Below are 23979 nucleotides of genomic sequence, written 5' to 3' on the forward strand. Positions count from 1 at the left end.
CGGCCGGCCTCCTGCGGGTGGGCGGCATACTGAACGCGATCCGGATTCCCATACGCATGACGACGCCCAACCCATTGCAACACGTCGCACCGCTGCTGCGCCACCCGCTCCGATTCTTCTGGGACGCCCTGAAGGCCTTCCGCGCCAACCAGGGGTTGCTGCTCGCGGGGGCGGTGGCGTATTACGCGCTCTTGTCCATCGTGCCGCTCCTGATCGTGAGCGTGATCGCGATGTCGCATGTCATCGAGCAGGCGGAACTGCTGCGCACCATCGGCCGGTATCTCGAGTGGCTGCTGCCGGGGCAATCGAAGGCGATCGTGACGGAGCTGTCGAGCTTCCTGGACCACCGCGACGTGATGGGCCCGGTGCTGCTGGTGACGATGATCTTCTTCAGCTCGCTCGCCTTCAGCATCCTCGAAAGCGCGATGGCGGTGATCTTTCACCATCGCAAGGCCGACCACAAGCGCCACTTCCTGGTCTCGGTGGCCATGCCGTACATCTACATCCTGTGCCTGTGTGTCGGGCTGCTGCTGGTCACGCTGGTGTCGGGCGCGTTGCAACTGGTAGGGCAGGAGAGCGTGGACCTGTTCGGGCGCGAATGGTCGCTCTCGGGCGTGTCGGGGTTGCTGCTGTACCTGCTGGGACTGGGCGGCGAGATCTTCATGCTGACCTCGCTCTACCTCGTGATGCCGGCCGGCCGGATGTCGCTGCGCCACGCGCTGCTGGGCGGCGTGACTGCCGCGCTGCTTTGGGAGGCGACGCGGCGGGTGCTGATCTGGTATTTCTCGACGCTCTCGCAAGTGAACGTGGTCTACGGCTCGCTCACCACGGCGATCGTGGTGCTGCTGAGCCTGGAGATCGCCGCCACGCTCGTGCTGCTGGGCGCCCAGGTGATCGCCCAGTACGAGCGGCTGGACCGCACCGGCAGCACGGCCGTGCCGCCCGCAGTGCCCGGTGTCAGCGTGGAGGGAGTCGAATCGCTCCGTCCAGACGAATCACCTCGCCGTTGAGCATGTCGTTCTCGATGATGTGTTTCGCGAGCTTGGCGTAGTCCTCCGGGGTGCCCAGGCGCGAGGGGAAGGGCACGCTGGCGGCCAGCGCGTCCTGCACTTCCTGCGGCATGCCGAAGAGCATGGGCGTGCCGAAGATGCCGGGGGCGATGGTCATGTTGCGGATGCCGTTGCGCGCGAGGTCGCGCGCGATGGGCAGGGTCATGCCGACCACGCCGCCCTTGGAGGCGCTGTACGCGGCCTGGCCGATCTGGCCGTCGTAAGCCGCGACCGAGGCGGTCGAGATCAGCACGCCGCGTTCGCCGGTGGCTTCGGGATCGTTCTTGCTCATCGCGTCGGCCGCGAGACGGATCATGTTGAAGCTGCCGATCAGGTTGACCGTGACGGTCTTGCTGAAGACGGCCAGGGCGTGAGGACCGTTCTTGCCGACGGTCTTCTCGGCCGGCGCGATGCCCGCGCAGTTGACGAGGCCGACAAGCTTGCCGAGCTTCGTGGCGGCCGCAACGGCGGCTTGGCCATCAGCTTCTTGGCTCACGTCGCATTTGACGAAAACCCCGCCGATGTCCTTGGCGACGGCTTCGCCCTTTTCAGCCTGCATGTCGGCGATCACCACCTTGCCGCCGTTCGCGGCCAGCATGCGCGCCGCACCTTCGCCGAGGCCCGAAGCGCCCCCGGTCACGATAAAAACCTTGCCGTCGATCTGCATGAAAAGTCTCCTGAAATGAGACCCGCATTATCGAAGACGCTCGCCGTGCATAAAAAAAGGCCTCATCCGAAGATGAGGCCCTGAATTGGATCCGTGAGGACCCAAGGAGACAACTGGTTGTAGCCGGTGCTTAGCGCTTGCGCGAAGCGGTGGCCGTCTTGGCGGCGGCGACGGCTTGCGTCGACACGGCGTTGAAGTTGGCTTCGGCGACGTCGGAGGCTTGCTTGACCGCCTTCTGGACCGATTCGAATGCGTTGTTGGCGGCAGCCACGGCGCTCTTCAGGACAGCAACGGCGGTTTCCGAACCGGCGGGTGCGTTCTTGGAAGCGCTGTCGACCAGGCCGACGAAGGCTTGCTGGGCTTCAGAGGCCTTGGCTTCGAAAGCCTTGGAGAATTCTGCGCCGGTGCCTTGGGCAATGTCGTACAGGTGACGGCTGTAGGCGGCGGTCTTTTCGGCCAGGGGCTGGAACAGGCTGGCTTGCAGCGTCAGCAGTTCTTGAGCGTCCTTGACGTTCAGGGCGGCTTGGGCGGTGCCGGCGGCTTCGGCCAGGGCAGCCTTCGAAGCGGTCACGTTCAGTTCGACGAGCTTCTCGACGCCTTCGAAAGCCTTGGTGGTCAGGCCGAACAGGGTTTCGAGGTTTGCTTTTTGGGCGGCGAGGATTTGGTCAGCGGTCAGGGCCATTTGGGATCTCCAGAAGGGATGGTGGTCGATTCACGTTGCGCTGCGCCTCGTCGTCTTTGTTGCGGTGCAGCATGGCCTCAAGTATAGGCAGCTGAGTTCTGCGATCAAGGGGTTTTTGCTGCTGTGCAGCAATCTAGAGGGCGCTTTCTAAATCGGACCGCATCGCAGAATGCCGGGCATGCGCGCCTTCTATTCCGGTCAGTTCGTGTTGCCCCTGCCGCCGGGGCATCGCTTCCCCATGTCGCGCTACGCCTTGCTGCGCGATCGCCTCGAGGAGCATCTGCCCGCGGTCGAAATGGACCAGGCTCCCCGCGCCAGCGACGGCGAGCTGGCGCTGGCCCACACGCCGCAATGGATCGCCGCGATCAACGACGGCAGCGTGAGCCCGCAAGCGATGCGCGAGATCGGCTTTCCCTGGAGCGAGGCGATGGTCGAGCGCTCGCGCCGCTCCACCGGCGCCACCATCGCGGCCTGCCGCGCCGCATTCGCCGGCGGCATCGCGGCAAACATGGCGGGCGGAACACACCACGCCTATGCCGACAAGGGCGGCGGTTTCTGCGTCTTCAACGACGCGGCCGTCGCGGCCCGGCTGATGCAGGCGGAGCACGGCCGCACCGGCCGGCTGCTCAAGGTTGCGGTGATCGACCTCGACGTTCACCAGGGCAACGGCACCGCCAGCATCTTCCGCAATGACCCGAGCGTCTTCACGCTCTCGATGCACGGCCAGAAGAACTTTCCCTTCCGCAAGGAGGCCAGCGACCTGGACGTCGAACTGCCCGACGGCTGCGGCGACGCCGACTACCTCACTGCCCTGGAGCACGCCCTGGACGAACTCGACCGCCGCTTCTCTCCCGGACTCGTCATCTATCTCGCAGGCGCCGACCCCTTCGAGCGCGACCGCCTCGGCCGCTTGAAACTCAGCTTCGACGGCCTGGAGGCGCGCGACCGTCGCGTCTTCGACTGGACCTGGCAGCGCCGCATCCCGGTGGCCTTTGCCATGGCCGGCGGCTACGCCAGCGACATCGCCGAGACCGTGCAGGTGCAACTGGGCACCTTCCGGGTGGCCTTCGACTACTGGCGCCGCTGGCAAAATGCCGCGCGATGAGCTCCTCCTCCGCCGCCAAGCCCACCCCGAATTCCCGCAGCAGCTACCGTGCGTTCCGCAGCATCCCGACGCGCTGGGCCGACAACGACATGTACGGCCACGTCAACAACGTCGTCTACTACAGCTGGTTCGACACGGCGGTGAATGCCCTCCTCATCGAGCGCGGTGCGCTCGACATCCACCACGGCCAGACCATCGGCTTCGTGGTGGAGACCCAGTGCAACTACTTCGCGCCGATCGCGTTCCCCCAGACGGTGGAGGCGGGCATCCGCGTGGCGCAAGCCGGGCGTTCGAGCGTGCGCTACGAGATCGCGCTGTTCGCCGAGGGTGCCGACACCGCCGCCGCGCAGGGCCACTTCGTTCATGTGTACGTCGACCGGGCCACACAGCGGCCGATGCCGTTGCCCGAAGCCCTGCAACGCGTGGTCGATGCGCTGAAAGCCTGACCGCCGCGCCATGAAAAACGGCGCCCGAGGGCGCCGTCGTCTTTTGTCATGCGGCCTTCTGGCCGCGAAGGCTTACATCGCCTTCTTCATGGCCTTGATGTCGGCCTTGCCCTTTTCCTCGTCCGCCTTGGCCTGCTTCACGCAAGCCGACTTGGCGTCGCCGCTCTGGTCGTCGCACTTTTCCTTCGCGACTTCGTAGGTGGCCTTCACCTTCTCTTCGGCCACCTTGCGTGCGTTGCTGTCGCTCGGCTTGTATTGCTGTTCCAGTTCGGCTTTCGCGACGTCTTCCTTGCCCTTGGCTTCCTTCTGGCAGACGTCCTTGGCGTTGTCCTTCATCGTGTCGCACTGCGCCTTGGCGACCTTGTAGTCGGCCTCGATCTTTTCTTTCGCGACCTTGTGTTCGTCACCGGTCATCGCGCTGGCTTGCGTGGCGACGAAGCAGGTGGAAGCGAGGGCGAGCATGAGCAGGTGTTTTTTCATTGGAGTTTTCCTTCGAGGTTGTTGAAATCGTTTGTGTTTGTAGGTGGGTGTGGCGGTCAGTACTTTTCGTACCAGAGGGCATCGGGGGTGCGGCCATCGCGCGACTCCCATTCCTTCACCTGTTTCTCGGCTTCATCGCGGCTGATGCCGTGGCGTTCCTGGATGCGGCCGAGCAACTGGTCGCGCTTGCCGGCGATGACGTCGAAGTCGTCGTCGGTGAGCTTGCCCCATTGCTCCTTGACCTTGCCCTTGAGCTGCTTCCAGTTGCCTTCGATGGTGTCCTTGTTCATTGCGAATCTCCTTTGAGAGGTTGATTCGGCGGGCTGTGTCGCCGCCGTGAAATCAATGTCTCGTGCTCCATTCACCCTGACGGTAGGACGTGCTGTGCAGGCCGAGTAGGCAGAGGCCGACGCTGCCCGTGATAATCGAACGGACGCCGAAAAGTTTGAGACACCGCGCACCGACGACGACCATGATCATTCACAGCCTGCTCGACACCGACCTCTACAAGTTCACGATGATGCAGGTCGTTCTGCATCACTTCCCGGGCGCCCGGGTCGAGTACCGCTTCAAGTGCCGCAACCCCGGGGTCGACCTGGCGCAGTTCGCGGGCCAGATCCGCGACGAGGTGCGAAGCCTCTGTTCGCTGCAGTTCCGCGACGCCGAGCTCGCCTACCTGCGGTCCATGCGCTTCATCAAGAGCGACTTCGTCGACTTCCTCGGGCTTTTCCGGCTCAACGAGAAGTACATCAACATCATTCCCCAGCCCTCGGGCGAGCTCGAGATCCGCATCCAGGGGCCGTGGCTGCACACCATCCTGTTCGAGATCCCGGTGCTGGCCATCGTCAACGAGGTCTACTTCCGCAACACGCAGAAGAAGCCCGACATCGACGAGGGCCGCCGCCGGCTCGAGACCAAGATCACCCAGCTGCAGGACGCGGGCCTCGCCGACCTCAAGATCGCCGACTACGGCACGCGCCGCCGCTTCTCGAAGGACTGGCATGAAGAGGTGCTGCGCACCCTGAACTCGCGCCTGGGCGCCGTCACGCCGCCGCCGATGCAGGCCAAGCCCGGCGCGCGCCTGCCGCAACTCGCGGGCACCAGCAACGTGCTCTATGCGATGAAGCTCGGCCTGATCCCGCTGGGCACCATGGCACACGAATACCTGCAGGCCTGCCAGGCCCTCGGGCCGCGGCTGCGAGACAGCCAGATCTTCGGTTTCGAGAGCTGGGCGCGCGAATACCGCGGCGACCTGGGCATCGCGCTGTCCGACGTGTACGGCATGAGCGCGTTCCTGCGCGACTTCGACCTGTACTTCTGCAAGCTCTTCGACGGCGCCCGCCACGACAGTGGCGACCCCTTCCAGTGGGGCGAGCGCATGCTGGCGCACTACGTGGCGAACCGGGTCGATCCGCTCACCAAGACGCTCATCTTCAGCGACGGCCTCACGGTGCCGCGCACCATCGAGCTCTACCAGCAGTTCCGTGGCCGCTGCCAGCTGGCCTTCGGCATCGGCACCAACCTCACCAACGACCTGGGCTACGAGCCGCTGCAGATCGTCATCAAGATGATCAACTGCAACGGCCAGCCGGTGGCCAAGCTGTCGGACACACCGTCCAAGAACATGTGCGAGGACGAAAAATACCTGGCCTATCTGCGCCAGGTTTTCGAGATCGAGCATCCGGCCGCCTGACCTCGGCCCGGCCTTGGCCCGACCCCGGTCTGGTACGGTACGGCACCCATGAAAAAGACACTCCGACTGACCGCAGCCGCAGCGCTGCCCATGCTCTTTCCGGCCCTGGCCCGCGCCGCCGATTTCGATGGCGCCGTGCTCTCCCCGCTCTGGGGCGTGCCGTTCGCCGGCATCCTGCTGTCGATCGCGTTGCTGCCGCTGCTCGCACCTTCTTTCTGGCATCACCACTACGGCAAGATTTCCGCGGCCTGGGCACTGGCTTTCCTGGTGCCCTTTGCGGCCACCTACGGGGTGGGCCTCGCGGGCGGGCAGCTGGTGCATGCGTTGCTGGCCGAGTACATCCCGTTCATCATCCTGCTCACGGCGCTCTTCACCGTGGCGGGGGGCATCCACATCCGCGGCAACCTGCACGGTGCGCCGGGGCTCAACACGGCGATCCTCGCGATCGGCGCGGTGCTCGCGAGCTTCATGGGAACCACGGGCGCCTCGATGCTGCTGATCCGCCCGCTGATCCGCGCCAACGACAACCGCGTGCACCGGGTGCATGTCGTCGTGTTCTTCATCTTCATCGTCTCCAACGCGGGCGGCTCGCTCACGCCGCTGGGCGATCCGCCGCTGTTCCTCGGTTTCCTCAAGGGCGTGGGCTTCTTCTGGACGTTGCAGAACATCCTGCCCGACACGCTCTTCATCGTGGGCGTGCTGCTCGCGCTGTTCTATGCCATCGACCGCCACTACTACCGCAAGGAAGGCGTGCTGCCGGTCGACCCGACGCCCGACTCCCCGCGCCTGGGCTTCGACGGCGCCGCCAACTTCTGGCTGCTGGGCGGCGTGGTGGCGCTGGTGCTGCTGAGCGGCTTCTGGAAGTCGCCGGTCGCATTCGACGTGTTCGGCACCGAGGTCGGGCTGCCGGGGCTCGTGCGCGACGTGGGGCTCTTGCTGATCGCCTTCATCTCCTACAAGCTCACCGCGCCGAAGGTGCACGCCGACAACCAGTTCGAATGGGGCCCGATGGCCGAGGTGGCCAAGCTCTTCGCAGGCATCTTCCTCACGATCATCCCGGTGATCGCAATGCTCAAGGCCGGCACGCAAGGGCCGTTCGGCGCGGTCGTCTCGGCCGTGACGCGCCCCGACGGCCAGCCCGACCCCGCGATGTACTTCTGGGCGACCGGCGTGCTGAGTTCGTTCCTGGACAACGCGCCGACGTACCTCGTGTTCTTCAACACCGCGGGCGGCGACCCGGCCGCGCTGATGACCACTTACGCGAGCACGCTGGCCGCTATCTCGGCCGGCGCCGTCTTCATGGGCGCCAACACCTACATCGGCAACGCGCCCAACCTCATGGTCAAGGCCATCGCCGAGAGCCGCGGCGTGCCCATGCCGAGCTTCTTCGGCTACATGGCTTGGTCCGTGGCCATCCTGATCCCGCTGTTCGTCATTACCACCTTCCTCTTCTTTCGCTGAGTGAATACACCATGAGCAAGCCCAAGATCCTGGTCGCCCGCGCGATCTTTCCCGAAACCATCGAGCGCCTGTCGCAGCATTTCGAGGTCGAATCGAACCAGTCCGACGAGAGCTGGAGCAAAGAGCAACTCATCGCGAAGCTCAAGGGCAAGCAGGGCGCCTTCACCACCGGCAGCGAGCGCATCGATGCGGCCGTGCTCGACGCGAATCCCGACCTGAAGATCTGCGCCAACATGGCCGTGGGCTACAACAACTTCGACGTCGATGCGATGGCCGCGCACGGCGTGCTCGGCACCAACGCGCCCGACGTGCTGACCGAGACCACCGCCGACTTCGGCTTCGCGCTGCTCATGGCGACCGCGCGCCGCATCACCGAGAGCGAGCATTTCCTGCGCGCCGGCAAGTGGGAGAAGTGGAGCTACGACATGTTCGCGGGCTCCGACATCCACGGCGCCACGCTCGGCATCATCGGCATGGGCCGCATCGGGCAGGGCATTGCCAAGCGCGGCGCGCACGGCTTCGGCATGAAGGTGATCTATCACAACCGTTCGCGCCTCGATGCGACGCTCGAAGCCGACTGCAAGGCCAGCTACGTGAGCAAGGAAGAGCTGCTCAAGACCGCCGACCACGTCGTGCTGGTCGTGCCTTATTCGCCCGCTTCGCACCACACCATCGGCGCTGGCGAGCTCGCGCTGATGAAGCCGACTGCCACGCTGGTGAACATCGCGCGCGGCGGCATCGTCGACGACGCGGCACTGGCCGTGGCGCTGCGCGAAAAGCGCATCGCGGCGGCGGGCCTGGATGTGTTCGAGGGCGAGCCCAAGGTTCATCCCGACCTGCTGACTGTGCCCAATGTCGTGCTCACGCCGCATATCGCGAGCGCCACGGTGCCCACACGGCGCGCCATGGCCGACCTCGCGGCCGACAACCTCATCGCGTACTTCAGCGGCAAGGGGCCGCTGACGCCGGTCACGCCCGTGCCAGCGGCCACGAAGTAACTAACCGACACGCAGCGACTCTCCTTGGAACTGACTGAGTTGATTCTTCTCGCGCTGGCTGCGCTCGCCGTCGTGCAGCTCGTGCTGGTGATCTGGTTGCTTGCGCGCCGGCAGCCCAGGCCGGACCACAGCGAAATGCTCGGCGTGCTGGCCGCAATGGGCGCGGCCAACGAGCGCACAGAGCGCGAGCTGCGCCGCGAGATCGGCGAGAACTCGCGCGGTACGCGGCAGGAAACCGCGCAGGCCTTCGCGACCTTCCAGCAGTCGCTGGTGCAGCAGGGCGCCGAGGCCACGCGCACGCAGAACGCGCAACTCGACGCCTTCTCGCTGCAGCTCGCTTCGCTGCAGAAGACGCTGGCCGACACGCTCAACACCCAGCTGCAGGGCCTGAGCGAATCGAACGCACGGCGCCTGGCCGAAGTGCGCACGACGATGGAAACGCAGCTCGCGCAGCTTCAGCAGAGCAACACCGCCAAGCTCGACGAGATGCGCAAGACCGTCGACGAAAAGCTTCAGAGCACGCTCGAGGCGCGCCTGGGCGAGAGCTTCAAGCAGGTGGCCGACCGGCTCGAACAGGTGCACAAGGGCCTTGGCGAAATGCAGACGCTGGCCGTCGGCGTCGGCAGCCTGCAGCGCGTGCTGACCAACGTGAAGACGCGCGGCGTGTTCGGCGAGGTGCAGCTCGAAGCGCTGCTCGAGCAGGTGCTCACGCCCGAGCAGTACGCCAAGCAGATCGAGACCAAGCCGCGCAGCGGCCAGCGCGTCGATTTCGCGATCCGCTTTCCGGGCCGCGGCGACGACGGCGCGCCGGTGTGGCTGCCCATCGATGCCAAGTTTCCGCGCGACGACTACGAGCGCCTCATCGATGCGCACGAGCGCGCCGATGCGCCCGCCGCCGAACTCGCGGCCAAGGCGCTCGAAGCGCGCATCCGCCTGGAGGCGCGCTCGATCGCCGAGAACTACCTCGCCGCGCCGCACACCACCGATTTCGCGATCCTTTTCCTGCCGGTCGAGAGCCTCTACGCCGAGGTGCTGCGCCGCCCCGGGCTGATGGACGCCATCCAGCGCCAGCACCGCGTGACCCTCGCCGGCCCGACCACCTTGCTTGCGATGCTCAACAGCCTGCACATGGGCTTTCGCACGCTCGCATTGGAGCAGCAGGCCTCCGAGGTCTGGAAGGTGCTGGGCGCGGTCAAGACCGAATTCGAGCGCTATGGCGAATGGGTCGCGCGCATCAAGGAGCAGGTGGCCAAGGCCTCCGACACGCTCGACAAGGCAGACACGCGCGCCAAGCAGATGCGTCTGGCGCTGCGCAAGGTCGAGGCGCTGCCGGAGGCAGAGGCGCAGGTGCTGCTGCCGCCGACAGCCAACACCGATTCCGAGGGCGACGACACCCCGTGAAAGGCTCCGAACTGCTGCGTGTCATCGGCGCCCAGGTCTGCCTGCACGCCACGATGGCCGGTATGCGCCTGGCCACACCGCTGCTGGCGCTGCAACAGGGCTACAGCGCAGCGGCAGTCGGCGTACTGATCGCGCTGTTCGCGCTGACCCAGGTGTTCCTGGCCCTGCCAGCAGGGCGCTTCGCCGACCGGCACGGATTCAAGCGGCCGCTCTGGTTTTCGGTGATCGCGGCCGCGGGTGGCGCGGCGCTCGTGCTGGTCTTTCCGACCTTTCCGGCCATGTGCGTCGCGGCGCTGCTGACCGGCGGCGCCACCGGCGCGACCGTCATCGCCTTGCAGCGGCACGTGGGGCGTTCCGCCACCAACGCGACGCAGCTCAAGCGGGTGTTCAGTTGGCTGGCCATCGCGCCTGCAGCGGCCAATTTCGTCGGGCCTTTTCTCGCCGGCATGCTGATCGATCACGCCGGCCGCGCGCCAGCGGACATGCTGGCGTTCCGCGTCTGTTTCGCAGTCATGGCCCTCCTGCCGATCCTGTGCTGGATGCTCGCGCGCGGCGCGCACGAACCGCCGCGCACTGCGCCCGCCGTGGGTGCCGTGCCGACGCGGGCCTGGGACCTGCTGCGCGAGCCGATGTTCCGCCGCCTGCTGTTCGTGAACTGGCTGCAGTCGTCGAGCTGGGATGTGCACGCCTTCGTGCTGCCCGTGCTGGGACACGACCGCGGCATCAGCGCGTCGGTGATCGGGTCGATCCTCGGCGCGTTCGCCATTGCGGCGGCCGCGATCCGTGTGGTGCTGCCGCTCATCGCCTCGCGCGCCTCGGAGCGCAGCGTGATCCTGAGCTCCACCATCGTCACGGCGGCGGTGTTCGCGGTGTATCCGTTGCTCGACTCGGCCTTGACCATGGGCATGTGCTCGGTGATCCTCGGTTTCGCGCTCGGCGCGGTGCAGCCGATGGTGATGAGCATGCTGCACCAGATCACTCCGCACGCGCGGCACGGCGAGGCGCTGGGGCTGCGGCTGATGACCATCAATGCGTCGAGCGTGGCGATGCCGATGCTGTTCGGCTCGCTCGGGGCGCTGATCGGGATCGCGGGTGTGTTCTGGGTCGTGGGCGGCGTACTGGCGCTGGGAGCGCGAGCGACCTGGGGTTTGAAGCTCTAGCAGCAGGTGCGAAATCCACGTTACAAATAAGATCAATTCTCATCTGAATTGACATTTAACTGACTCATGGTCAGTATCGGCGCCTTCTTCAACGGCTTGAAGGCGTTCATGGACTCCCCGAATCCTGCCCCGACCGATCCGCGCCGCCGCATCGCGCTCGTGGCGGCGGTGTACCTCGGCAGCTTCATCGCGACGCTCGACGTGAGCATCGTCAATGTCGCGCTGCCCACGCTGCAGCGCGCGTTGTCCACCGATCTCGCCGGCCTGCAGTGGGTGATCGACATCTATGCGCTGTGCCTCTCGGCCTTCATCCTCTCGGCCGGGCCGGTCGGTGACCGCTACGGCCGCAAGCGCGCCTGGCTCGCCGGTGTGATCGTGTTCACGCTGGGTTCGGCGATGTGCGCGATGGCCGGCGACCTTTTCATGCTGCTCGCCGGACGGGCGGTGCAGGGCGTCGCCGGCGCGCTGATGATTCCCGGCGCGCTCTCGCTGCTGGCGCATGCGTTCCCCGAGCCCGCCAGCCGCGCGCGGGTGATCGGCGGCTGGTCGTCGTTCACGGCGCTGTCGCTGATCCTCGGGCCGATGCTGGGCGGGGTGCTGGTGGACCACGCGGGCTGGCAGAGCATCTTCCTCATCAACCTGCCGATTGGCGTGCTGACCGTGGGGCTCGGGCTCTGGGGCATTCGCGAGAGTTCGCACCCCGAGCATGCGGCGCTCGATCCGCTCGGGCAGGTGCTCAGCGTGCTGTGGCTCGGCGCGCTGACCTATGGACTGATCGCGGCCGGAATACGGCTTGGGCTCCAGTCGCGCCGCGACCGCGCTGGTGGCGGCAACCATCGGCCTCGCGCTGTTCCTGATGGTGGAAGCACGCGTGGAGCGGCCGCTGCTGCCGCTCGCGCTGTTCCGCGATGCGCGCTTCTCGGCCACCAACTTCGCTTCGTTCGTGCTCGGCTTCTCGTCGTACGCGAGCCTGTTTTTCTTCTCGCTCTTCCTGCAGCAGGTGCAGGGCTGGTCGCCCAGCGAGACCGGCTGGCGGCTCGTGCCGCAGTTCGTCGCAACCGGACTCATCGCCTCGCAGTTCGGCCGGCTGGCACGGCGCTACGACGTGCACACGCTCATGGTCGCGGGCTACGCGCTCATCGGCAGTTCGATGCTGCTGCTGACGCTGTTCTCGGCCGACACGCCCTATGTGCTGCTGGCGCTCCTGTTCGTGTTCCTCGGCGCGGGCACGGGTCTCGCGGTTCCGTCCACGAGCATGGCCGTGATGGCGTCCGTGCCCGCGCAACGCTCCGGCATGGCGTCGGCCACGATGAACGCGCTGCGCCAGGCCGGCATGCTGATCGGCATCGCGCTGCTCGGTACGCTGATGAGCACGCGGGCGACCACGCTGCTGGCCACCGCGCTCGAACAGGCCGGGCTGCGCGATGCGCAACAGGCGGCTGTCGCGGCCGTTTCGCGGCATGACCTGAGCGCGCTGGCTTCGCTCGATGCGGACACGGCGCGGACGCTGCTGGCCGGCGCACTCGCCGGCGGGTTCCATGCCGCCATGGCCTGCGCCGGAGTGGCGGGCTTGCTGGCTGCGGGATTGCTGGTGCGCGTCAGGCCGCGCGCCGCCGCTTTGACGGTTCGTGCCTGAGGCCGTACGACGCCATGCCCGCCGCTCTTGTGCCTGTGCGCTTGCGCCCACGAATTCGATCGACACCCGATCACGTGCTTCCCGCGGCCACTGCGCGCACGTCGCCCGTCGAGCAATACGAGAAAATCCGCAAGTTGACAATCGAGAAACGCTCCGGCCTCCCGCTCGCCGCCTTCGCCGCCACCGACAACGCGTTCGCAGGTCTCGGCAAGCAGGCGCCTGTGCCACGCGGTCTGCAGCTCGACACGGTCATCGACACCGCGCCCCCTCCGTTCACCGAGATTTGCCATGACACGAAGTGACCCGATCGCCGATTCCGTCCCAGCAGGCGAGGCCGAAGTCGCGCCGCGCCGGCGCACCAAGGCGCCCGAGATCCGTGCCGTCGCGCTGATGGACGCCGCCGAGCGCCTCTTCATCGAGAAGGGCATCGCCGCCACCAGCATCGACGATATCGCGGCCGGCGCGCAGGTGGCCAAGGGCACGTTCTACCTTTACTTTCCGTCGAAGGAAGCCATGCTCGGCGCGCTGCAGCAGCGCTTTGTCGATACCTTCTGCGAGCGCCTGCAGAACGCCATGGACCGCCATCGCCCAGGCAACCACCATGCGCGCCTGAAGGCCTGGGTGGAGACGGGCCTGGAAACCTACCTGGACAACGTCGCCCTGCACGACGTGGTGTTCCATGAATACCGGCCCGAAGACCGGCGCATGCGCAACGACAACGCGGTCATCACGCAACTCGTCGGCTTGCTCAAGGAGGGCGATGCCGCGGGTGTGTGGGAGGTGGAGGACGCGACGCTCACGGCCGTGATCCTCTTCAATGCGCTGCACGGCGTGGCCGACGATGCGGTGGCCATGGGGCCGGCCGGCGATCCTGCTGCTGGCCTTGCCGACCGCCGCCGCCGCGCCCGCGCGCTCACACGCTTCTTCGAGCAGGCGCTGCACCCGGACGTCGTTGATCCCGACATCTGAAGGAATTGACCGTGTTCCTTCGTGGAACACCGAGGAGCCGGCTTTGCCGGGCCTCTGGTGTTGCCCCCGGTAAGGGGTTGGCGAAGCGACACGAAGTGCACGCAGCCTGGGGGCTGGCTACAGCTTGTAGAAGCGCTTGATGTAGTCCCACGCGTCTTCGGGCGCGTCGACGTATTCGAAGAGCTTCACGTCGCCCGGCGAGATCACGCCCTCATCGACCAGGAAGTCGAAGTCGATCATCCGCTTCCAGTAGTCCGAGCCGAACAGCACGATCGGTACCGGCTTCGATTTCTTCGTCTGCACCAGCGTGATGACTTCGAACAGCTCGTCCAGCGTGCCGAAGCCGCCCGGGAACGCCACCAGCGCCTTCGCACGCATCATGAAATGCATCTTGCGGATCGCGAAGTAGTGGAACTTGAAGCTCAGCGCCGGCGTGACGTAGGGGTTGGCTTCTTCTTCCATCGGCAGCGCGATGGCCAAGCCGACCGAGATGCCGCCGCCTTCGTGCGCACCGCGATTGGCCGCCTGCATGATGCCGGGGCCGCCGCCGGTGCAGACGAAGAGCTTGTCCTGCGGCTCCTTGCCGTTGCTGTACTGCGCGACCAGCTTGCCGAAGGTGCGCGCCTTCTCGTAGTAGTGCGAGCTGCGTGCGAGGCGGCGCCAGCGCTCGGCGGCCACTGTGTCGCCGGCGGCATCGGCCTGCGCGATCAGCGCAGCGGCGTCTTCCTCGCTGCGAAAGCGGGCGCTGCCGAAAACCACCACCGTGTTCTCGATGCCGTGGGCGCGCTGCTCGAGGTCGGGCTTCATCAATTCGAGTTGCATGCGGATGCCGCGGGTCTCGCGGCGCAGCAGGAACTCGGGATCGGCGAAGGCTATGCGCGAGGGATCGGGATCGAGCGGAAGGCCTTTTTCGGAATGAGACTGGAGCGTGGCCCAAGCATCGGCAAGGCGTTTGTCGTGAAGATCGTGCGTGTTGTTCATGAATGACTCGGACAGAAGGACCTGATGGATTGTGCAGCGTTGCAACCGCCGTGCCCGACCAACGAAAAAGGCCCCTTGCGGAGCCTTTTTTCAGAGAGACGGTGACCGGCCGTAAGGCCGGGAACGCTCAGACGCGCTTGCGGTACTCGCCGGTGCGCGTGTCGATTTCGATCTTGTCGCCTTGCGCCACGAAAAGCGGAACGCCGACTTCGAAGCCGGTCGCGATCTTGGCAGGCTTCATGACCTTGCCCGAGGTGTCGCCCTTGACGGCCGGCTCGGTCCAGGTGATTTCGCGCTCGACGCTGGTCGGCAGTTCGACCGAGATGGCCTTGCCGTCGTAGAACACCACTTCGACGGCCATGCCGTCTTCCAGGTAGTTCAGCGCGTCGCCCATGTTCTCGGCTTCGACTTCGTACTGGTTGTACTCGGCGTCCATGCAGACGTAGAGCGGATCGGCGAAGTAGGAGTAGGTGCAGTCCTTCTTCTCGAGCACGATCTGGTCGATCTTGTCGTCGGCCTTGAAGACCACTTCGGTGTTGAAGTTGGCCACCAGGCTCTTCATCTTCATGCGCACGGTGGCGGAGTTGCGGCCGCCGCGGCTGTATTCGGTCTTGAGGACGACCATCGGGTCCTTGCCGTGCATGATGACGTTGCCGGCGCGGATTTCTTGAGCGATTTTCATAACAGGTTCTCTGGATGTTGGCCGCTCGGTGCACGGGGCCTTCTGCGACATCCGGCGACGTTCGAAACGTTTTTGCCGGTGTGGCGGGCCCCGAGGTACAGGTCTTGCGGCGGTTTTGCAGGTTTGGCGGAGAGCATCTCGAGTCTTGACGACCCGGGCCGAAATCCGCAAAGCCCGCTATTTTAGCTTTTTTGGGCGATCAGATGCCGCAGTTGGACGACCAGATCGTCCTGTGCGTACAGCCTGTCGCGCGCCGCCCGAGCCGTTTCCCGCCACAGCCCCGGCGTTTCCAGGGGCGGCAGGGGCTCGTCGTCGAAGCCGTTCCAGACGTGGTGAAAACGCCTCAGCGAGGGCGGGGCGCCGAGCCAGTCGAGCCAGGCGTTCAGCTTGGCGTGGTGGGCGTCGTCGTCCTGCGGATAGATCTGCCAGACCAGCGGTGCGCCGGCCCAAAGCGCGCGCACGAGCGAATCCTCGCCCCGCACGAAGTTCAGGTCGCAGGACCAGAGCAGGTGGTCGAAGTCCGGCTGCGTGAGATAGGGGAGGTATGAAATCGATAGCGCGCCATGCCCATGGAGCGCGGGGTTCTCTGGCGAAGCATTCGAAAAGTGCGCCTTCATGGCGTTGGCGGCGCGGCCCGCCGTCACCAGCAGCCGGGTGGGCTCGGGGCCTTCTGCCAACTGCGCGAGCAGCGCCGCCAGCGCGGGTGGTTCGTAGCAGAACAGGGAGACGAGGCGCTCGTTTTCTTTCCAGGGAATCTGCTGCGCCGCGAGCCAGGAGGCGCGATCGAAACCGGCCTGGCGTTCCGCGAGATCGGGCTCGCGCAGCAGTCCGCCGGTGGCGGGCGTGAAGCCGGGGTAGAAAAAGCGCTTGGTCAGCCCCGCGCCCGGTCCCTTGAACACCGGCGAGGGCAGGCCGTGCAGACGCTCGACGTACGGCTCGGCCGACAGGTATTCGAGATTGATCCACGCCCGGTGCGCGCCCTCAGCTGTGGCCGCTGCGGCAAAGCGTGCGACGAGTTCCGGCGCCGGCTCGCAGCCGAAGGCCTCGATGAGCACATCCGGCACCGGCCCGGCCACGGCCGCTCGCACTGCGACGGGGTCGCTCCAGTCGATCACCTTCACGCCATCGCAACCCGCGGGCGCCATCCAGTTCAGCGCCGTCCCGTCGTCGATCCAGAGCCGTACCCGTTCGCCCAGCGCGGCCAGTTGCCTGGCCAGCCGCCAGCAGACGCCGAGGTCGCCGTGGTTGTCGATGACCTTGCAGAAGATGTCCCATTGCATGTGCGTGCCCATGGTCGCGAGTGTGCCTGTGCCGGGAGGCAATTCAGGGCTCGGCTTGCTATGCTGGCCGTCACAACAACCCCGGAGAGAGAAAGACCATGAGGATGCAGACCCGTTCGCAGTTTTCCCTTCGTTCCGCCAGGACCGTGCTCGCTCTGTCGCTGGCCTTGTGCGGCATCGCGGCATGACCGGTGCGTCGGCCCAGACGAGCACCGCGCCGGCATCGCTCACGCCGCAGCAGCAGCGCTTTCACGACATATATAAAGAGCTGATCGAGATCAACACCACCCACTCGACGGGTGACAACACGCTGGCTGCGCGCGCCATGGAAAAGCGCCTGATCGAATCGGGCTTCGCGCCCGGCGACATCCAGATCTTCGAACCCTTCCCGAAGAAGGGCAACCTCGTGCTGCGCTTCAAGGGCAACGGCAGCAAGAAGCCGCTGCTCCTGCTGGCCCACATCGACGTGGTCGAGGCCCGGCGCGAAGACTGGAAGACCGACCCGTTCAAGCTGCAGGAAACCGGCGGCTACTTCACCGCGCGCGGCTCCATCGACGACAAGGCCATGGCCTCGGCGCTGGTGTCGGTGCTGGGGCAGCTCAAGCAAGAGGGCTTCAAGCCCAGCCGCGACATCATCCTGGCGCTGACCGCCGACGAAGAGCGTGGCGACGCGCTCAGCAACGGCGCCTTCTGGCTCATCAGCAACAAGCCCGAGCTGCTGCAAGCGGAGTTCGGCATCAACGAAGGGGGCGGCGGCGAACTGCGCGGCGGCAAGCCGAACCTGCACCGCATGCAGGTGGCCGAGAAGATGTACACGACCTACATGCTGGAGGCGCGCGACGTGGGCGGCCACAGCTCGGTGCCGACGAAGACCAATCCGATCTACGCGCTGTCCGCCGGGCTGGAACGGCTGGGCAACTACGCGTTCCCGATCAAGCTCGCGGACGTCACCAGGACCTACTTCGCGCGCAGCGCCCCGTTCGCCACCGGCCAGCTCGCCGACGACATGCGCGCCATCGGCACCGGCAATCCCGATGCCGGCGTGCTCGAACGCATGACGGCCAACCCCGCCTACAACGCGCAACTGCGCACCACCTGCGTGGCGACGATGGTGCAGGCCGGCCATGCCGAGAACGCGCTGCCGCAGTCGGCCAAGGCGACGGTCAACTGCCGCATCCTGCCGCACGACGATCCCGACGAAGTCGAGCGCCTGCTGACCCAGGCGGTGGGCAACGACAAGATCGTCGTGCGCAACATGGGCAAGCCGCTGCGCAGCCCGGCCTCGCCGCTGAACGGCGACCTCGTGAAGACGGTGGAATCGCTCACGCAGCAGATGTGGCCCGGCGTGCCCGTGGTGCCCGCGATGAGCACCGGCGCCACAGACAGCCGGTTCCTGCGCAATGCCGGTATTCCGATGTACGGCGTGACCGGCATGTTCCTCGAGCCAGCCGATGCGCGCGCGCACGGGCTGGACGAGCGCATCGAGATCCAGCGGCTGTACGACGGGCGAGAGTTCCTGTATCGGCTCGTTTCGGAAGTCGCGAAGTAAGCGGAAAAAGGGGCGCTGCGATCGCAGCGCCCCTCGTTCGGTCAGGGCGTGAAGCTGTCGCCCAGCACGATGCCTTCGCGCCGCGGGTCCGCGCCGCCGGTGAGCACTGATTTGCCGCCCACGTTCGTGCGGATGATGGTGCTTACGCCACTGGATTGGGCGCCGAAGTTCACCACGTGGCCCAAGCCGCGGAGCCCCTCGATCAGCGGGTCGTTCTTGCCGTCGTTGGTAGTGTCGACGTTGGGATGCTCGCCCCCCACGTTTGTAAGGCTGTAGGTGGCGCCGGGAGGCGTAGGTGGTGGGGTGTTGGTGGCACCGAAGTCGACCAGCGAGGTGGCCTGCTGGGCGTCGAGGCCCCAGTCGAGCGCGCCAACCAGTGTCTTCACCACGTACTGGATGATCGTGCCGCCTCCGGGCGAGCCGGTGCCCATCACGAACTCGCCCATGCTGCCGTCGCCGTTCTTCTTGAACACCAGCGTCGGCGCCATCGTGCTGCGCGGACGCTTGCCCGGGGCGACACGGTTGGCGACCTTGATGCTTGGGTCCTTGGTGTCGTTCGGGTTGGCCGAGAAGTCGGTCAGCTGGTTGTTCAGCATGAAGCCCTGCGTCATGTGGAACGAACCGAGCGTGCTTTCGACCGTGGTCGTCATCGTCACCACGTTGCCCTGTTTGTCGACCACGGTGAAGTGCGTGGTGCCGTGTTCCTCGGTCTTGTCGATGCCCAGCGGCGCGCTGGGCAGGACGCCCGCTGTTGCCAGTCCCATGCTCTTGGATGGGTTGATGAGGTCGTAGCGCTTGCGCAGGTAGGACTTGTCGAGCATGGTGTCGGCCGAGCCACCCGGCAGCGGGACAAAATCAGTGTCGGCCACGTACTTGTCGCGGTCGGCGTAGGCCAGGCGCTCGGCCTCGCTCACCATGTGCACGGCCATCACGGTCGGCTTGCCGCCCTCGATATCGATGGCGGTGGGCTTTTGCTGGCCCATGTCGAAGTTCTCCAGGATGCCCAGTGTCTGCAGCACTGCGATGCCCCCCGAGGACGGCGGCGACATGCTGCATACGTAGTAATCACGGTAGGTGCCGCAGACCGGGTCGCGGCGCTTGGCCACGTAGTTGGCCATGTCGGCCATGGTCGTCTTGCCCGGTGTGATGGCGGAGCCGTCGACAGCCGCCGTGACTGCGATCTTGTCGACGATGGCCTGCGCGATCGGGCCGGTGTAGAAGCCATCGGCCCCCTGGGTGGCGAGGGTAGTCAGCGTCTGGGCGTAGGCCGGGTTCCTGAGCTTGGTGCCCAGCGCCTTGGGCGTGCCATCGGCGTTGAAGAAATAGGCGGTTGCCTCGGCGTCGCGCTTCAGTTCGGCTTGCGACGTGGAGATCGCGGCGGCCATGCGGCCACCGATCGAGAAGCCGTCCGATGCGAGCGTGATGCCGTAGCTGAAGAGGTCTTTCCACGGCAGCTTGCCGTGGTCCTTGTAGGCGATGTCGAGCATGCGCACCGCGCCCGGCGTGCCGATCGAGCGACCGCTCGCGCGCAGCGGCGAGGGCTTGGGCGCGGTCTTGTCGCTCACATCGTCGATGTAGCGCAGGTAGTTCTCGGTGGCCGCGGCCGGAGCGGTCTCGCGCCCGTCGTAGGCCTGTACCTTCTTCGTCTTCGCGTCGTAGTGCAGCATGAACGCACCGCCGCCCAGGCCGCTGGATTGCGGCTCGACCAGGCCGAGCACGGCCTGCACCGCCACCGCCGCGTCGACCGCACTGCCGCCGGCCTTGAGCACGTCGCAGCCCGCGCGCGTGGCCAGCGGATGGTTGGCCACCACCATGTAGTTCTTCGCGTAGACCAGTTTGTGGCCGAGCACATAGCCCGAGGCGGGCTCGGGCGCGGCGGGGTCGCCCGGATTGCCTGAGCCCACAACGACCGGGCTGCCGCTCTCGCCGATCAGACAGCCCTTGGCGGCTTCGGCCGCAGCGGCAGCTTCGTTTGCGGCGTTGGCCGCGACGATCGCCGCGATCAGCGCAGCGTCGTTGTTCTGTCCGCTACCGCCGCCGCCGCAGCCGGCCACGGTCAATGCAAGCGCCAGGGGTGAAAGTACCCACCAGGCGCGCGCCTGGATCTTCTTCGTCATGGAATTCTTCCCTAATGGTTTTGGTGAAACGACACGGGCGCTCCTCGCGCCCGTTTTTCATCATCAGCATATTTCATTCCAGTCAGCTCGGGGTTTGCGCGCAGGCCTGCGACGCGGGTTCAGCGTGACGCCACAATAGCCGCCATGTCAGACGTGCATTCCGATCAACTGCTCAGCGAGGTCGCGGCACTGCCGCAACTGCCGGGCGTGTACCGCTACTTCGACGCCGCCGGCGCGGTGCTCTACGTGGGCAAGGCGCGCAACCTCAAGAAGCGCGTCGCCAACTATTTCCAGAAGAGCCACGGCGGCACCCGCATCGGCCACATGATCTCGAAGATCGTGCGGATGGAGACCACCGTGGTGCGCTCCGAGGCCGAGGCGCTGCTGCTCGAGAACAACCTCATCAAGACGCTCAAGCCGCGCTACAACATCCTGTTTCGCGACGACAAGAGCTACCCCTACCTGAAGATTGCGTCGCACGCGTTTCCGCGCCTGGCCTATTACCGCGGCTCGGTCGACAAGAAGCACCGTTACTTCGGCCCGTACCCGAGCGCCTGGGCGGTAAAGGAATCTATCCAACTGCTGCAGAAGGTGTTCAAGCTGCGCACTTGCGAGGACACGGTGTATGCCAATCGCACGCGGCCTTGCCTGCTGTACCAGATCAAGCGCTGCACCGGTCCTTGCGTCGGCTACATCACGCCCGAGGCCTATGCGCAGGACGTGGCCAGCGCCGAGGCCTTCCTGATGGGCGACACGCAGCTCGTGCTCTCCAAGCTGGAGCAGCGAATGACCACGCACGCCGAGAAGCTCGAGTTCGAGCAGGCGGCAGAGCTGCGCAATCAGATGTCGGCGATCTCGCGGGTGCTGCACCAGCAGTCGATCGAGATCGCATCGGACAAGGACGTGGACATCCTTGCGGTCAAGGTGCAGGGCGGCAAGGCCTGCGTCAACCTCGCGATGGTGCGCGGCGGACGCCATCTGGGCGACCGGCCCTACTTTCCGGTGCACGTGGAAGACGCCGCGCAGATCCACCATGGCGAGATGGATGCGGAACAGGGTGTCGAAGCAGTCGCGGCCGATCCCATCGAAGTGCAGGTGCTCGAAGCCTTCATCGCGCAGCACTACATCGACGTGCCGGTGCCGGCCACGCTGGTGCTGAGCCACCTCGTGAGCCGCGAGCTGATCGAGGCGATCTCGCAGCAGGCCGGCGGGCGCGTGACGGCGGTGTTCCAGCCGCGCGAGCAGCGTCGCCACTGGCTCGAGATGGCGGAGACGAATGCGGGCCTGCAGCTGGCTCGCCTCTTGGCCGAAGAAGGTTCGCAGCAGGCGCGCACCCGCGCACTGGCCGAGGCGCTCGAGCTCGCGTGCGACGACCTGGACAACTTCCGCGTCGAATGCTTCGACATCTCGCACACCGCCGGCGAAGCCACGCAGGCCTCGTGCGTGGTGTTCGAGCACCACACGATGCAGAACAAGGAATACCGCCGCTACAACATCGAAGGCATCACGCCGGGCGACGACTACGCCGCGATGCGCCAGGTGCTGCATCGCCGCTACGGCAAGCTGGCCGAGGCGATGGCGGCCGAGACCGAGGCGCTGCCACCCGGCGACGCAGAGAGCGAAGGCATAGAGGGGAGCGAGGCATCGCCCAAGACCCGGACCGCGCGCATGCCCGAACTGGTGCTGGTCGACGGGGGCAAAGGCCAGGTGTCGATGGCGCGCGAGGTGTTCAGCGAGCTGGGCCTGCCGCTGTCGCTGATCGTCGGTGTCGAGAAGGGCGAGGGCCGCAAGGTCGGCCTTGAAGAACTCGTGTTCGCCGACGGCCGCGAGAAGGTCTATCTCGGCAAGGACTCGGCGGCGCTGATGCTGGTCGCGCAGATCCGCGACGAGGCGCACCGCTTCGCCATCACCGGCATGCGGGCCAAGCGCGCGAAGGTGCGGGTGGGCGGCAGCCAGCTCGAAGATATTCCGGGCATCGGGCCGAAGCGCCGGGCGCGGCTGCTGCAGCGCTTCGGCGGCATCCGCGGCGTGGCCGCGGCGAGCGTGGAGGACATCGCCTCGGTGGAGGGCATCGCCACCGACCTTGCCGAAGAAATCTACAAGGCTTTGCACTGAGAGCCGAATCAAGCTGCGGGGTCATCCCGCCGTGACACAATCGCCCGCATGTTCTGGACCCTACCGACCATCATGACCTGGACGCGCATCGTCGCGATCCCTTTGATCGTCGGCGTGTTCTACCTGCCGATGGCCGAGCCGATGCGCAACCTGATCGCCACGGTCATGTTCATCGTCTTCGCGGCCACCGACTGGCTCGACGGCTATCTGGCCCGCAAGCTCAACCAGACCTCGTCCTTCGGCGCTTTCCTCGATCCGGTGGCGGACAAGTTTCTGGTGTGCGCCGCGCTGCTGGTGCTGGTGCATCTGCAGCGCGCCGATGTGTTCGTGGCGCTCATCATCATCGGCCGCGAGATCGCCATCTCGGCACTGCGCGAATGGATGGCGCGCATCGGTGCCGGCAAGAGCGTGGCGGTCCACATGATCGGCAAGGTCAAGACGACCGTGCAGATGGTCGCGATTCCATTCCTGCTCTATGACGGGCACCTCTTCAAGGTGATCGACACCGGCCTCTGGGGCCAGTGGCTGATCTGGATCTCGGCGGTGCTCACCGTCTGGTCGATGGTCTATTACCTGCAGAAGGCCATTCCGGAGATTCGGGCGCACTCCAAATGACGGCGGCGGCCACCGTGCCCGGCCCGGGCGGCTCGGGGTGGCTGCGGGCCATGCCGGCGGTCTTCGTGCTGATCTGGAGCACGGGCTTCATCGTTGCGCGCTATGGCATGCCCTATGCGCCGCCGCTCAAGTTTCTTGCCGTACGCTATGCGCTCTCGCTCGTGTGCTTCGGCGTGTGGGTCGCGCTCGCGAAGGTCGCATGGCCGAAGGAGCGATCGCAATGGGGGCATCTCGCAGTCACGGGTGTGCTGATGCAGGCGGGGTATCTCGGTGGTGTCTGGGCCGCGGTACACGCTGGCATGGGCGCGGGGCTGGTGGCGTTGCTGGTCGGCATCCAGCCGGTGCTCACCGCGATCTGGCTGTCTTTCAACGGCGGGCGCATTTCGAAGCGGCAGTGGGCCGGACTCGTTCTCGGGTTCGCGGGCCTGGTGCTCGTGGTCTCGCGCAAGTTCGGTCAGGGCACCGAGGTCAGCGCGCTGACGATGGCGCTCACCGTCTTCGCGCTTTTGTCGATCACGGCGGGCACGCTGTACCAGAAGCGTTTCGTCGCACCGTGCGACGTGCGCAGCGCGAGTGCCGTGCAGATGGCGGCCGCGCTGCTCGTGACCTTGCCCTTTGCGGCCATGGAGTCGCAAGGCATCGAATGGAACGCGCACTCGACCGGCGCGATGGCCTGGTCGGTGCTGGCGCTGTCACTGGGCGGCAGTTCGCTGCTCTACATGCTGATCCAGCGCGGCACGGCCACGGCCGTCACCAGCCTGCTGTACCTCGTGCCGCCATGCACGGCGGTGATGGCATGGCTGCTGTTCGCGGAGCCGATCACGCTGGTGACGCTGCTGGGCATCGGGCTCACCGCGATCGGTGTGAGCCTGGTGGTGCGCAGCGAGCGCTGA

At 66.1% G+C, this 23979-nt stretch carries 23 protein-coding genes and 1 pseudogene; 15 read left to right on the top strand and 9 right to left on the bottom strand.

Features of this window, described 5'->3' with window-relative positions:
- The first annotated feature begins 56 nt into the window (after positions 1-56).
- The gene (locus VARPA_RS09725) at positions 57-1010 is read left to right on the top strand and encodes a YihY/virulence factor BrkB family protein (protein ID WP_013540387.1); all 954 of its coding nucleotides are present in this window, start codon (positions 57-59) and stop codon (positions 1008-1010) included.
- Here the strand turns inward: VARPA_RS09725 and VARPA_RS09730 are convergent.
- Complete coding sequence (locus tag VARPA_RS09730; protein ID WP_013540388.1) at positions 958-1716, bottom strand: 3-hydroxyacyl-CoA dehydrogenase; 759 nt, start codon at positions 1714-1716, stop codon at positions 958-960. The genes VARPA_RS09725 and VARPA_RS09730 overlap by 53 nt on opposite strands.
- A gap of 130 nt (positions 1717-1846) precedes the next feature.
- Positions 1847-2398 carry a phasin family protein gene (locus VARPA_RS09735; RefSeq protein ID WP_013540389.1) on the bottom strand — a complete coding sequence of 184 codons (552 nt, stop codon included), beginning with the start codon at positions 2396-2398 and terminating at the stop codon, positions 1847-1849.
- Between the two features lie 178 nt (positions 2399-2576).
- On the opposite strand from VARPA_RS09735, the gene VARPA_RS09740 reads away from it, so the two are divergent.
- Together VARPA_RS09740 and VARPA_RS09745 are read left to right on the top strand one after the other, a co-directional pair.
- The gene (locus VARPA_RS09740) at positions 2577-3503 is read left to right on the top strand and encodes a histone deacetylase (RefSeq protein ID WP_200861453.1); all 927 of its coding nucleotides are present in this window, start codon (positions 2577-2579) and stop codon (positions 3501-3503) included.
- Positions 3500-3949 carry an acyl-CoA thioesterase gene (locus VARPA_RS09745; RefSeq protein ID WP_013540391.1) on the top strand — a complete coding sequence of 150 codons (450 nt, stop codon included), beginning with the start codon at positions 3500-3502 and terminating at the stop codon, positions 3947-3949. Before VARPA_RS09740 ends, VARPA_RS09745 begins: the two co-directional genes overlap by 4 nt.
- A 72-nt stretch (positions 3950-4021) precedes the next feature.
- On the opposite strand, the gene VARPA_RS09750 is transcribed toward VARPA_RS09745, so the two are convergent.
- Positions 4022-4429: a hypothetical protein gene (locus VARPA_RS09750; RefSeq protein ID WP_013540392.1), complete on the bottom strand. Its 408-nt coding sequence runs from the start codon at positions 4427-4429 to the stop codon at positions 4022-4024.
- A 56-nt stretch (positions 4430-4485) separates the two neighbouring features.
- A complete protein-coding gene (locus VARPA_RS09755) occupies positions 4486-4719 on the bottom strand; it encodes a CsbD family protein (protein ID WP_013540393.1) in 234 nt (77 codons plus the stop codon).
- 182 nt (positions 4720-4901) lie between these two features.
- Between VARPA_RS09755 and pncB the strand changes: the two genes are divergently transcribed.
- Genes pncB through VARPA_RS09780 form a run of 5 tightly spaced genes read left to right on the top strand, consistent with a single transcriptional unit; the run spans position 4902 to position 11142 of the window.
- On the top strand, positions 4902-6122 hold the full coding sequence (pncB, locus tag VARPA_RS09760) for a nicotinate phosphoribosyltransferase (RefSeq protein ID WP_013540394.1): 1221 nt from the start codon (positions 4902-4904) through the stop codon (positions 6120-6122).
- Positions 6123-6170: 48 nt separating this feature from the next.
- On the top strand, positions 6171-7583 hold the full coding sequence (locus VARPA_RS09765; RefSeq protein ID WP_013540395.1) for a sodium:proton antiporter: 1413 nt from the start codon (positions 6171-6173) through the stop codon (positions 7581-7583).
- Positions 7584-7594: 11 nt separating this feature from the next.
- Positions 7595-8581, top strand: a complete 987-nt coding sequence (locus tag VARPA_RS09770; protein WP_013540396.1) for a 2-hydroxyacid dehydrogenase — start codon at positions 7595-7597, stop codon at positions 8579-8581.
- A gap of 30 nt (positions 8582-8611) precedes the next feature.
- Positions 8612-9982 carry a DNA recombination protein RmuC gene (locus tag VARPA_RS09775; protein WP_041943456.1) on the top strand — a complete coding sequence of 457 codons (1371 nt, stop codon included), beginning with the start codon at positions 8612-8614 and terminating at the stop codon, positions 9980-9982.
- Positions 9979-11142, top strand: coding sequence for an MFS transporter (locus tag VARPA_RS09780; RefSeq protein WP_013540398.1), 1164 nt, complete (start codon positions 9979-9981; stop codon positions 11140-11142). The genes VARPA_RS09775 and VARPA_RS09780 overlap by 4 nt, the downstream gene beginning before the upstream one ends.
- Before the next feature lie 32 nt (positions 11143-11174).
- Here VARPA_RS09780 and VARPA_RS31585 read toward each other — a convergent pair whose 3' ends face one another.
- Entirely contained in the window at positions 11175-11426 is a 252-nt protein-coding gene (locus VARPA_RS31585) for a hypothetical protein (protein WP_234974984.1), read from the bottom strand.
- Here VARPA_RS31585 and VARPA_RS31960 point away from each other — a divergent pair.
- The 3 genes and pseudogenes from VARPA_RS31960 (at position 11311) to VARPA_RS09795 (ending at position 13747) form a co-directional block, all read left to right on the top strand.
- Positions 11311-12778, top strand: a pseudogene (locus VARPA_RS31960) (MFS transporter). The gene VARPA_RS31585 and the pseudogene VARPA_RS31960 sit on opposite strands and share 116 nt — an antisense overlap.
- Positions 12779-12792: 14 nt before the next feature.
- Positions 12793-13080: a hypothetical protein gene (locus VARPA_RS09790; RefSeq protein WP_013540399.1), complete on the top strand. Its 288-nt coding sequence runs from the start codon at positions 12793-12795 to the stop codon at positions 13078-13080.
- Positions 13067-13747: a TetR/AcrR family transcriptional regulator gene (locus VARPA_RS09795; RefSeq protein ID WP_013540400.1), complete on the top strand. Its 681-nt coding sequence runs from the start codon at positions 13067-13069 to the stop codon at positions 13745-13747. The genes VARPA_RS09790 and VARPA_RS09795 overlap by 14 nt, the downstream gene beginning before the upstream one ends.
- A gap of 117 nt (positions 13748-13864) precedes the next feature.
- Here VARPA_RS09795 and VARPA_RS09800 read toward each other — a convergent pair whose 3' ends face one another.
- The 3 genes from VARPA_RS09800 to earP all read right to left on the bottom strand — a co-directional run bounded on the left by VARPA_RS09800 (position 13865) and on the right by earP (position 16702).
- Positions 13865-14728 carry a TIGR00730 family Rossman fold protein gene (locus tag VARPA_RS09800; RefSeq protein WP_013540401.1) on the bottom strand — a complete coding sequence of 288 codons (864 nt, stop codon included), beginning with the start codon at positions 14726-14728 and terminating at the stop codon, positions 13865-13867.
- Positions 14729-14855: 127 nt separating this feature from the next.
- On the bottom strand, positions 14856-15410 hold the full coding sequence (gene efp, locus VARPA_RS09805; protein ID WP_013540402.1) for an elongation factor P: 555 nt from the start codon (positions 15408-15410) through the stop codon (positions 14856-14858).
- A gap of 182 nt (positions 15411-15592) precedes the next feature.
- On the bottom strand, positions 15593-16702 hold the full coding sequence (earP, locus tag VARPA_RS09810) for an elongation factor P maturation arginine rhamnosyltransferase EarP (RefSeq protein ID WP_013540403.1): 1110 nt from the start codon (positions 16700-16702) through the stop codon (positions 15593-15595).
- A gap of 172 nt (positions 16703-16874) precedes the next feature.
- Between earP and VARPA_RS09815 the strand changes: the two genes are divergently transcribed.
- On the top strand, positions 16875-18239 hold the full coding sequence (locus VARPA_RS09815; protein WP_013540404.1) for a M20/M25/M40 family metallo-hydrolase: 1365 nt from the start codon (positions 16875-16877) through the stop codon (positions 18237-18239).
- Between the two features lie 41 nt (positions 18240-18280).
- Here VARPA_RS09815 and ggt read toward each other — a convergent pair whose 3' ends face one another.
- Positions 18281-20356 (bottom strand): gamma-glutamyltransferase, encoded by a 2076-nt coding sequence (ggt, locus tag VARPA_RS09820; protein ID WP_013540405.1) that lies wholly within the window; start codon positions 20354-20356, stop codon positions 18281-18283.
- Positions 20357-20500: 144 nt separating this feature from the next.
- On the opposite strand from ggt, the gene uvrC reads away from it, so the two are divergent.
- Genes uvrC through VARPA_RS09835 form a run of 3 tightly spaced genes read left to right on the top strand, consistent with a single transcriptional unit; the run spans position 20501 to position 23979 of the window.
- Positions 20501-22471, top strand: coding sequence for an excinuclease ABC subunit UvrC (gene uvrC, locus VARPA_RS09825; RefSeq protein WP_013540406.1), 1971 nt, complete (start codon positions 20501-20503; stop codon positions 22469-22471).
- Between the two features lie 48 nt (positions 22472-22519).
- Positions 22520-23086: a CDP-diacylglycerol--glycerol-3-phosphate 3-phosphatidyltransferase gene (gene pgsA / locus VARPA_RS09830; protein WP_013540407.1), complete on the top strand. Its 567-nt coding sequence runs from the start codon at positions 22520-22522 to the stop codon at positions 23084-23086.
- A complete protein-coding gene (locus tag VARPA_RS09835; RefSeq protein WP_013540408.1) occupies positions 23083-23979 on the top strand; it encodes a DMT family transporter in 897 nt (298 codons plus the stop codon). Before pgsA ends, VARPA_RS09835 begins: the two co-directional genes overlap by 4 nt.

Origin of the sequence: Variovorax paradoxus EPS, assembly GCF_000184745.1 — a bacterium.
Classification (GTDB): Bacteria; Pseudomonadota; Gammaproteobacteria; order Burkholderiales; family Burkholderiaceae_C; genus Variovorax; species Variovorax paradoxus_C.

Coding starts and splice junctions, on each gene's coding strand:
- VARPA_RS09725 (WP_013540387.1), top strand. CDS start 57: ATGACGACGCCCAACCCATTGCAACACGTCGCACCGCTGCTGCGCCAC.
- VARPA_RS09730 (WP_013540388.1), bottom strand. CDS start 1,716: ATGCAGATCGACGGCAAGGTTTTTATCGTGACCGGGGGCGCTTCGGGC.
- VARPA_RS09735 (WP_013540389.1), bottom strand. CDS start 2,398: ATGGCCCTGACCGCTGACCAAATCCTCGCCGCCCAAAAAGCAAACCTC.
- VARPA_RS09740 (WP_200861453.1), top strand. CDS start 2,577: ATGCGCGCCTTCTATTCCGGTCAGTTCGTGTTGCCCCTGCCGCCGGGG.
- VARPA_RS09745 (WP_013540391.1), top strand. CDS start 3,500: ATGAGCTCCTCCTCCGCCGCCAAGCCCACCCCGAATTCCCGCAGCAGC.
- VARPA_RS09750 (WP_013540392.1), bottom strand. CDS start 4,429: ATGAAAAAACACCTGCTCATGCTCGCCCTCGCTTCCACCTGCTTCGTC.
- VARPA_RS09755 (WP_013540393.1), bottom strand. CDS start 4,719: ATGAACAAGGACACCATCGAAGGCAACTGGAAGCAGCTCAAGGGCAAG.
- pncB (WP_013540394.1), top strand. CDS start 4,902: ATGATCATTCACAGCCTGCTCGACACCGACCTCTACAAGTTCACGATG.
- VARPA_RS09765 (WP_013540395.1), top strand. CDS start 6,171: ATGAAAAAGACACTCCGACTGACCGCAGCCGCAGCGCTGCCCATGCTC.
- VARPA_RS09770 (WP_013540396.1), top strand. CDS start 7,595: ATGAGCAAGCCCAAGATCCTGGTCGCCCGCGCGATCTTTCCCGAAACC.
- VARPA_RS31585 (WP_234974984.1), bottom strand. CDS start 11,426: ATGTCGATCACCCACTGCAGGCCGGCGAGATCGGTGGACAACGCGCGC.
- VARPA_RS09790 (WP_013540399.1), top strand. CDS start 12,793: ATGCCCGCCGCTCTTGTGCCTGTGCGCTTGCGCCCACGAATTCGATCG.
- VARPA_RS09795 (WP_013540400.1), top strand. CDS start 13,067: ATGACACGAAGTGACCCGATCGCCGATTCCGTCCCAGCAGGCGAGGCC.
- VARPA_RS09800 (WP_013540401.1), bottom strand. CDS start 14,728: ATGAACAACACGCACGATCTTCACGACAAACGCCTTGCCGATGCTTGG.
- efp (WP_013540402.1), bottom strand. CDS start 15,410: ATGAAAATCGCTCAAGAAATCCGCGCCGGCAACGTCATCATGCACGGC.
- earP (WP_013540403.1), bottom strand. CDS start 16,702: ATGGGCACGCACATGCAATGGGACATCTTCTGCAAGGTCATCGACAAC.
- VARPA_RS09815 (WP_013540404.1), top strand. CDS start 16,875: ATGACCGGTGCGTCGGCCCAGACGAGCACCGCGCCGGCATCGCTCACG.
- ggt (WP_013540405.1), bottom strand. CDS start 20,356: ATGACGAAGAAGATCCAGGCGCGCGCCTGGTGGGTACTTTCACCCCTG.
- uvrC (WP_013540406.1), top strand. CDS start 20,501: ATGTCAGACGTGCATTCCGATCAACTGCTCAGCGAGGTCGCGGCACTG.
- pgsA (WP_013540407.1), top strand. CDS start 22,520: ATGTTCTGGACCCTACCGACCATCATGACCTGGACGCGCATCGTCGCG.
- VARPA_RS09835 (WP_013540408.1), top strand. CDS start 23,083: ATGACGGCGGCGGCCACCGTGCCCGGCCCGGGCGGCTCGGGGTGGCTG.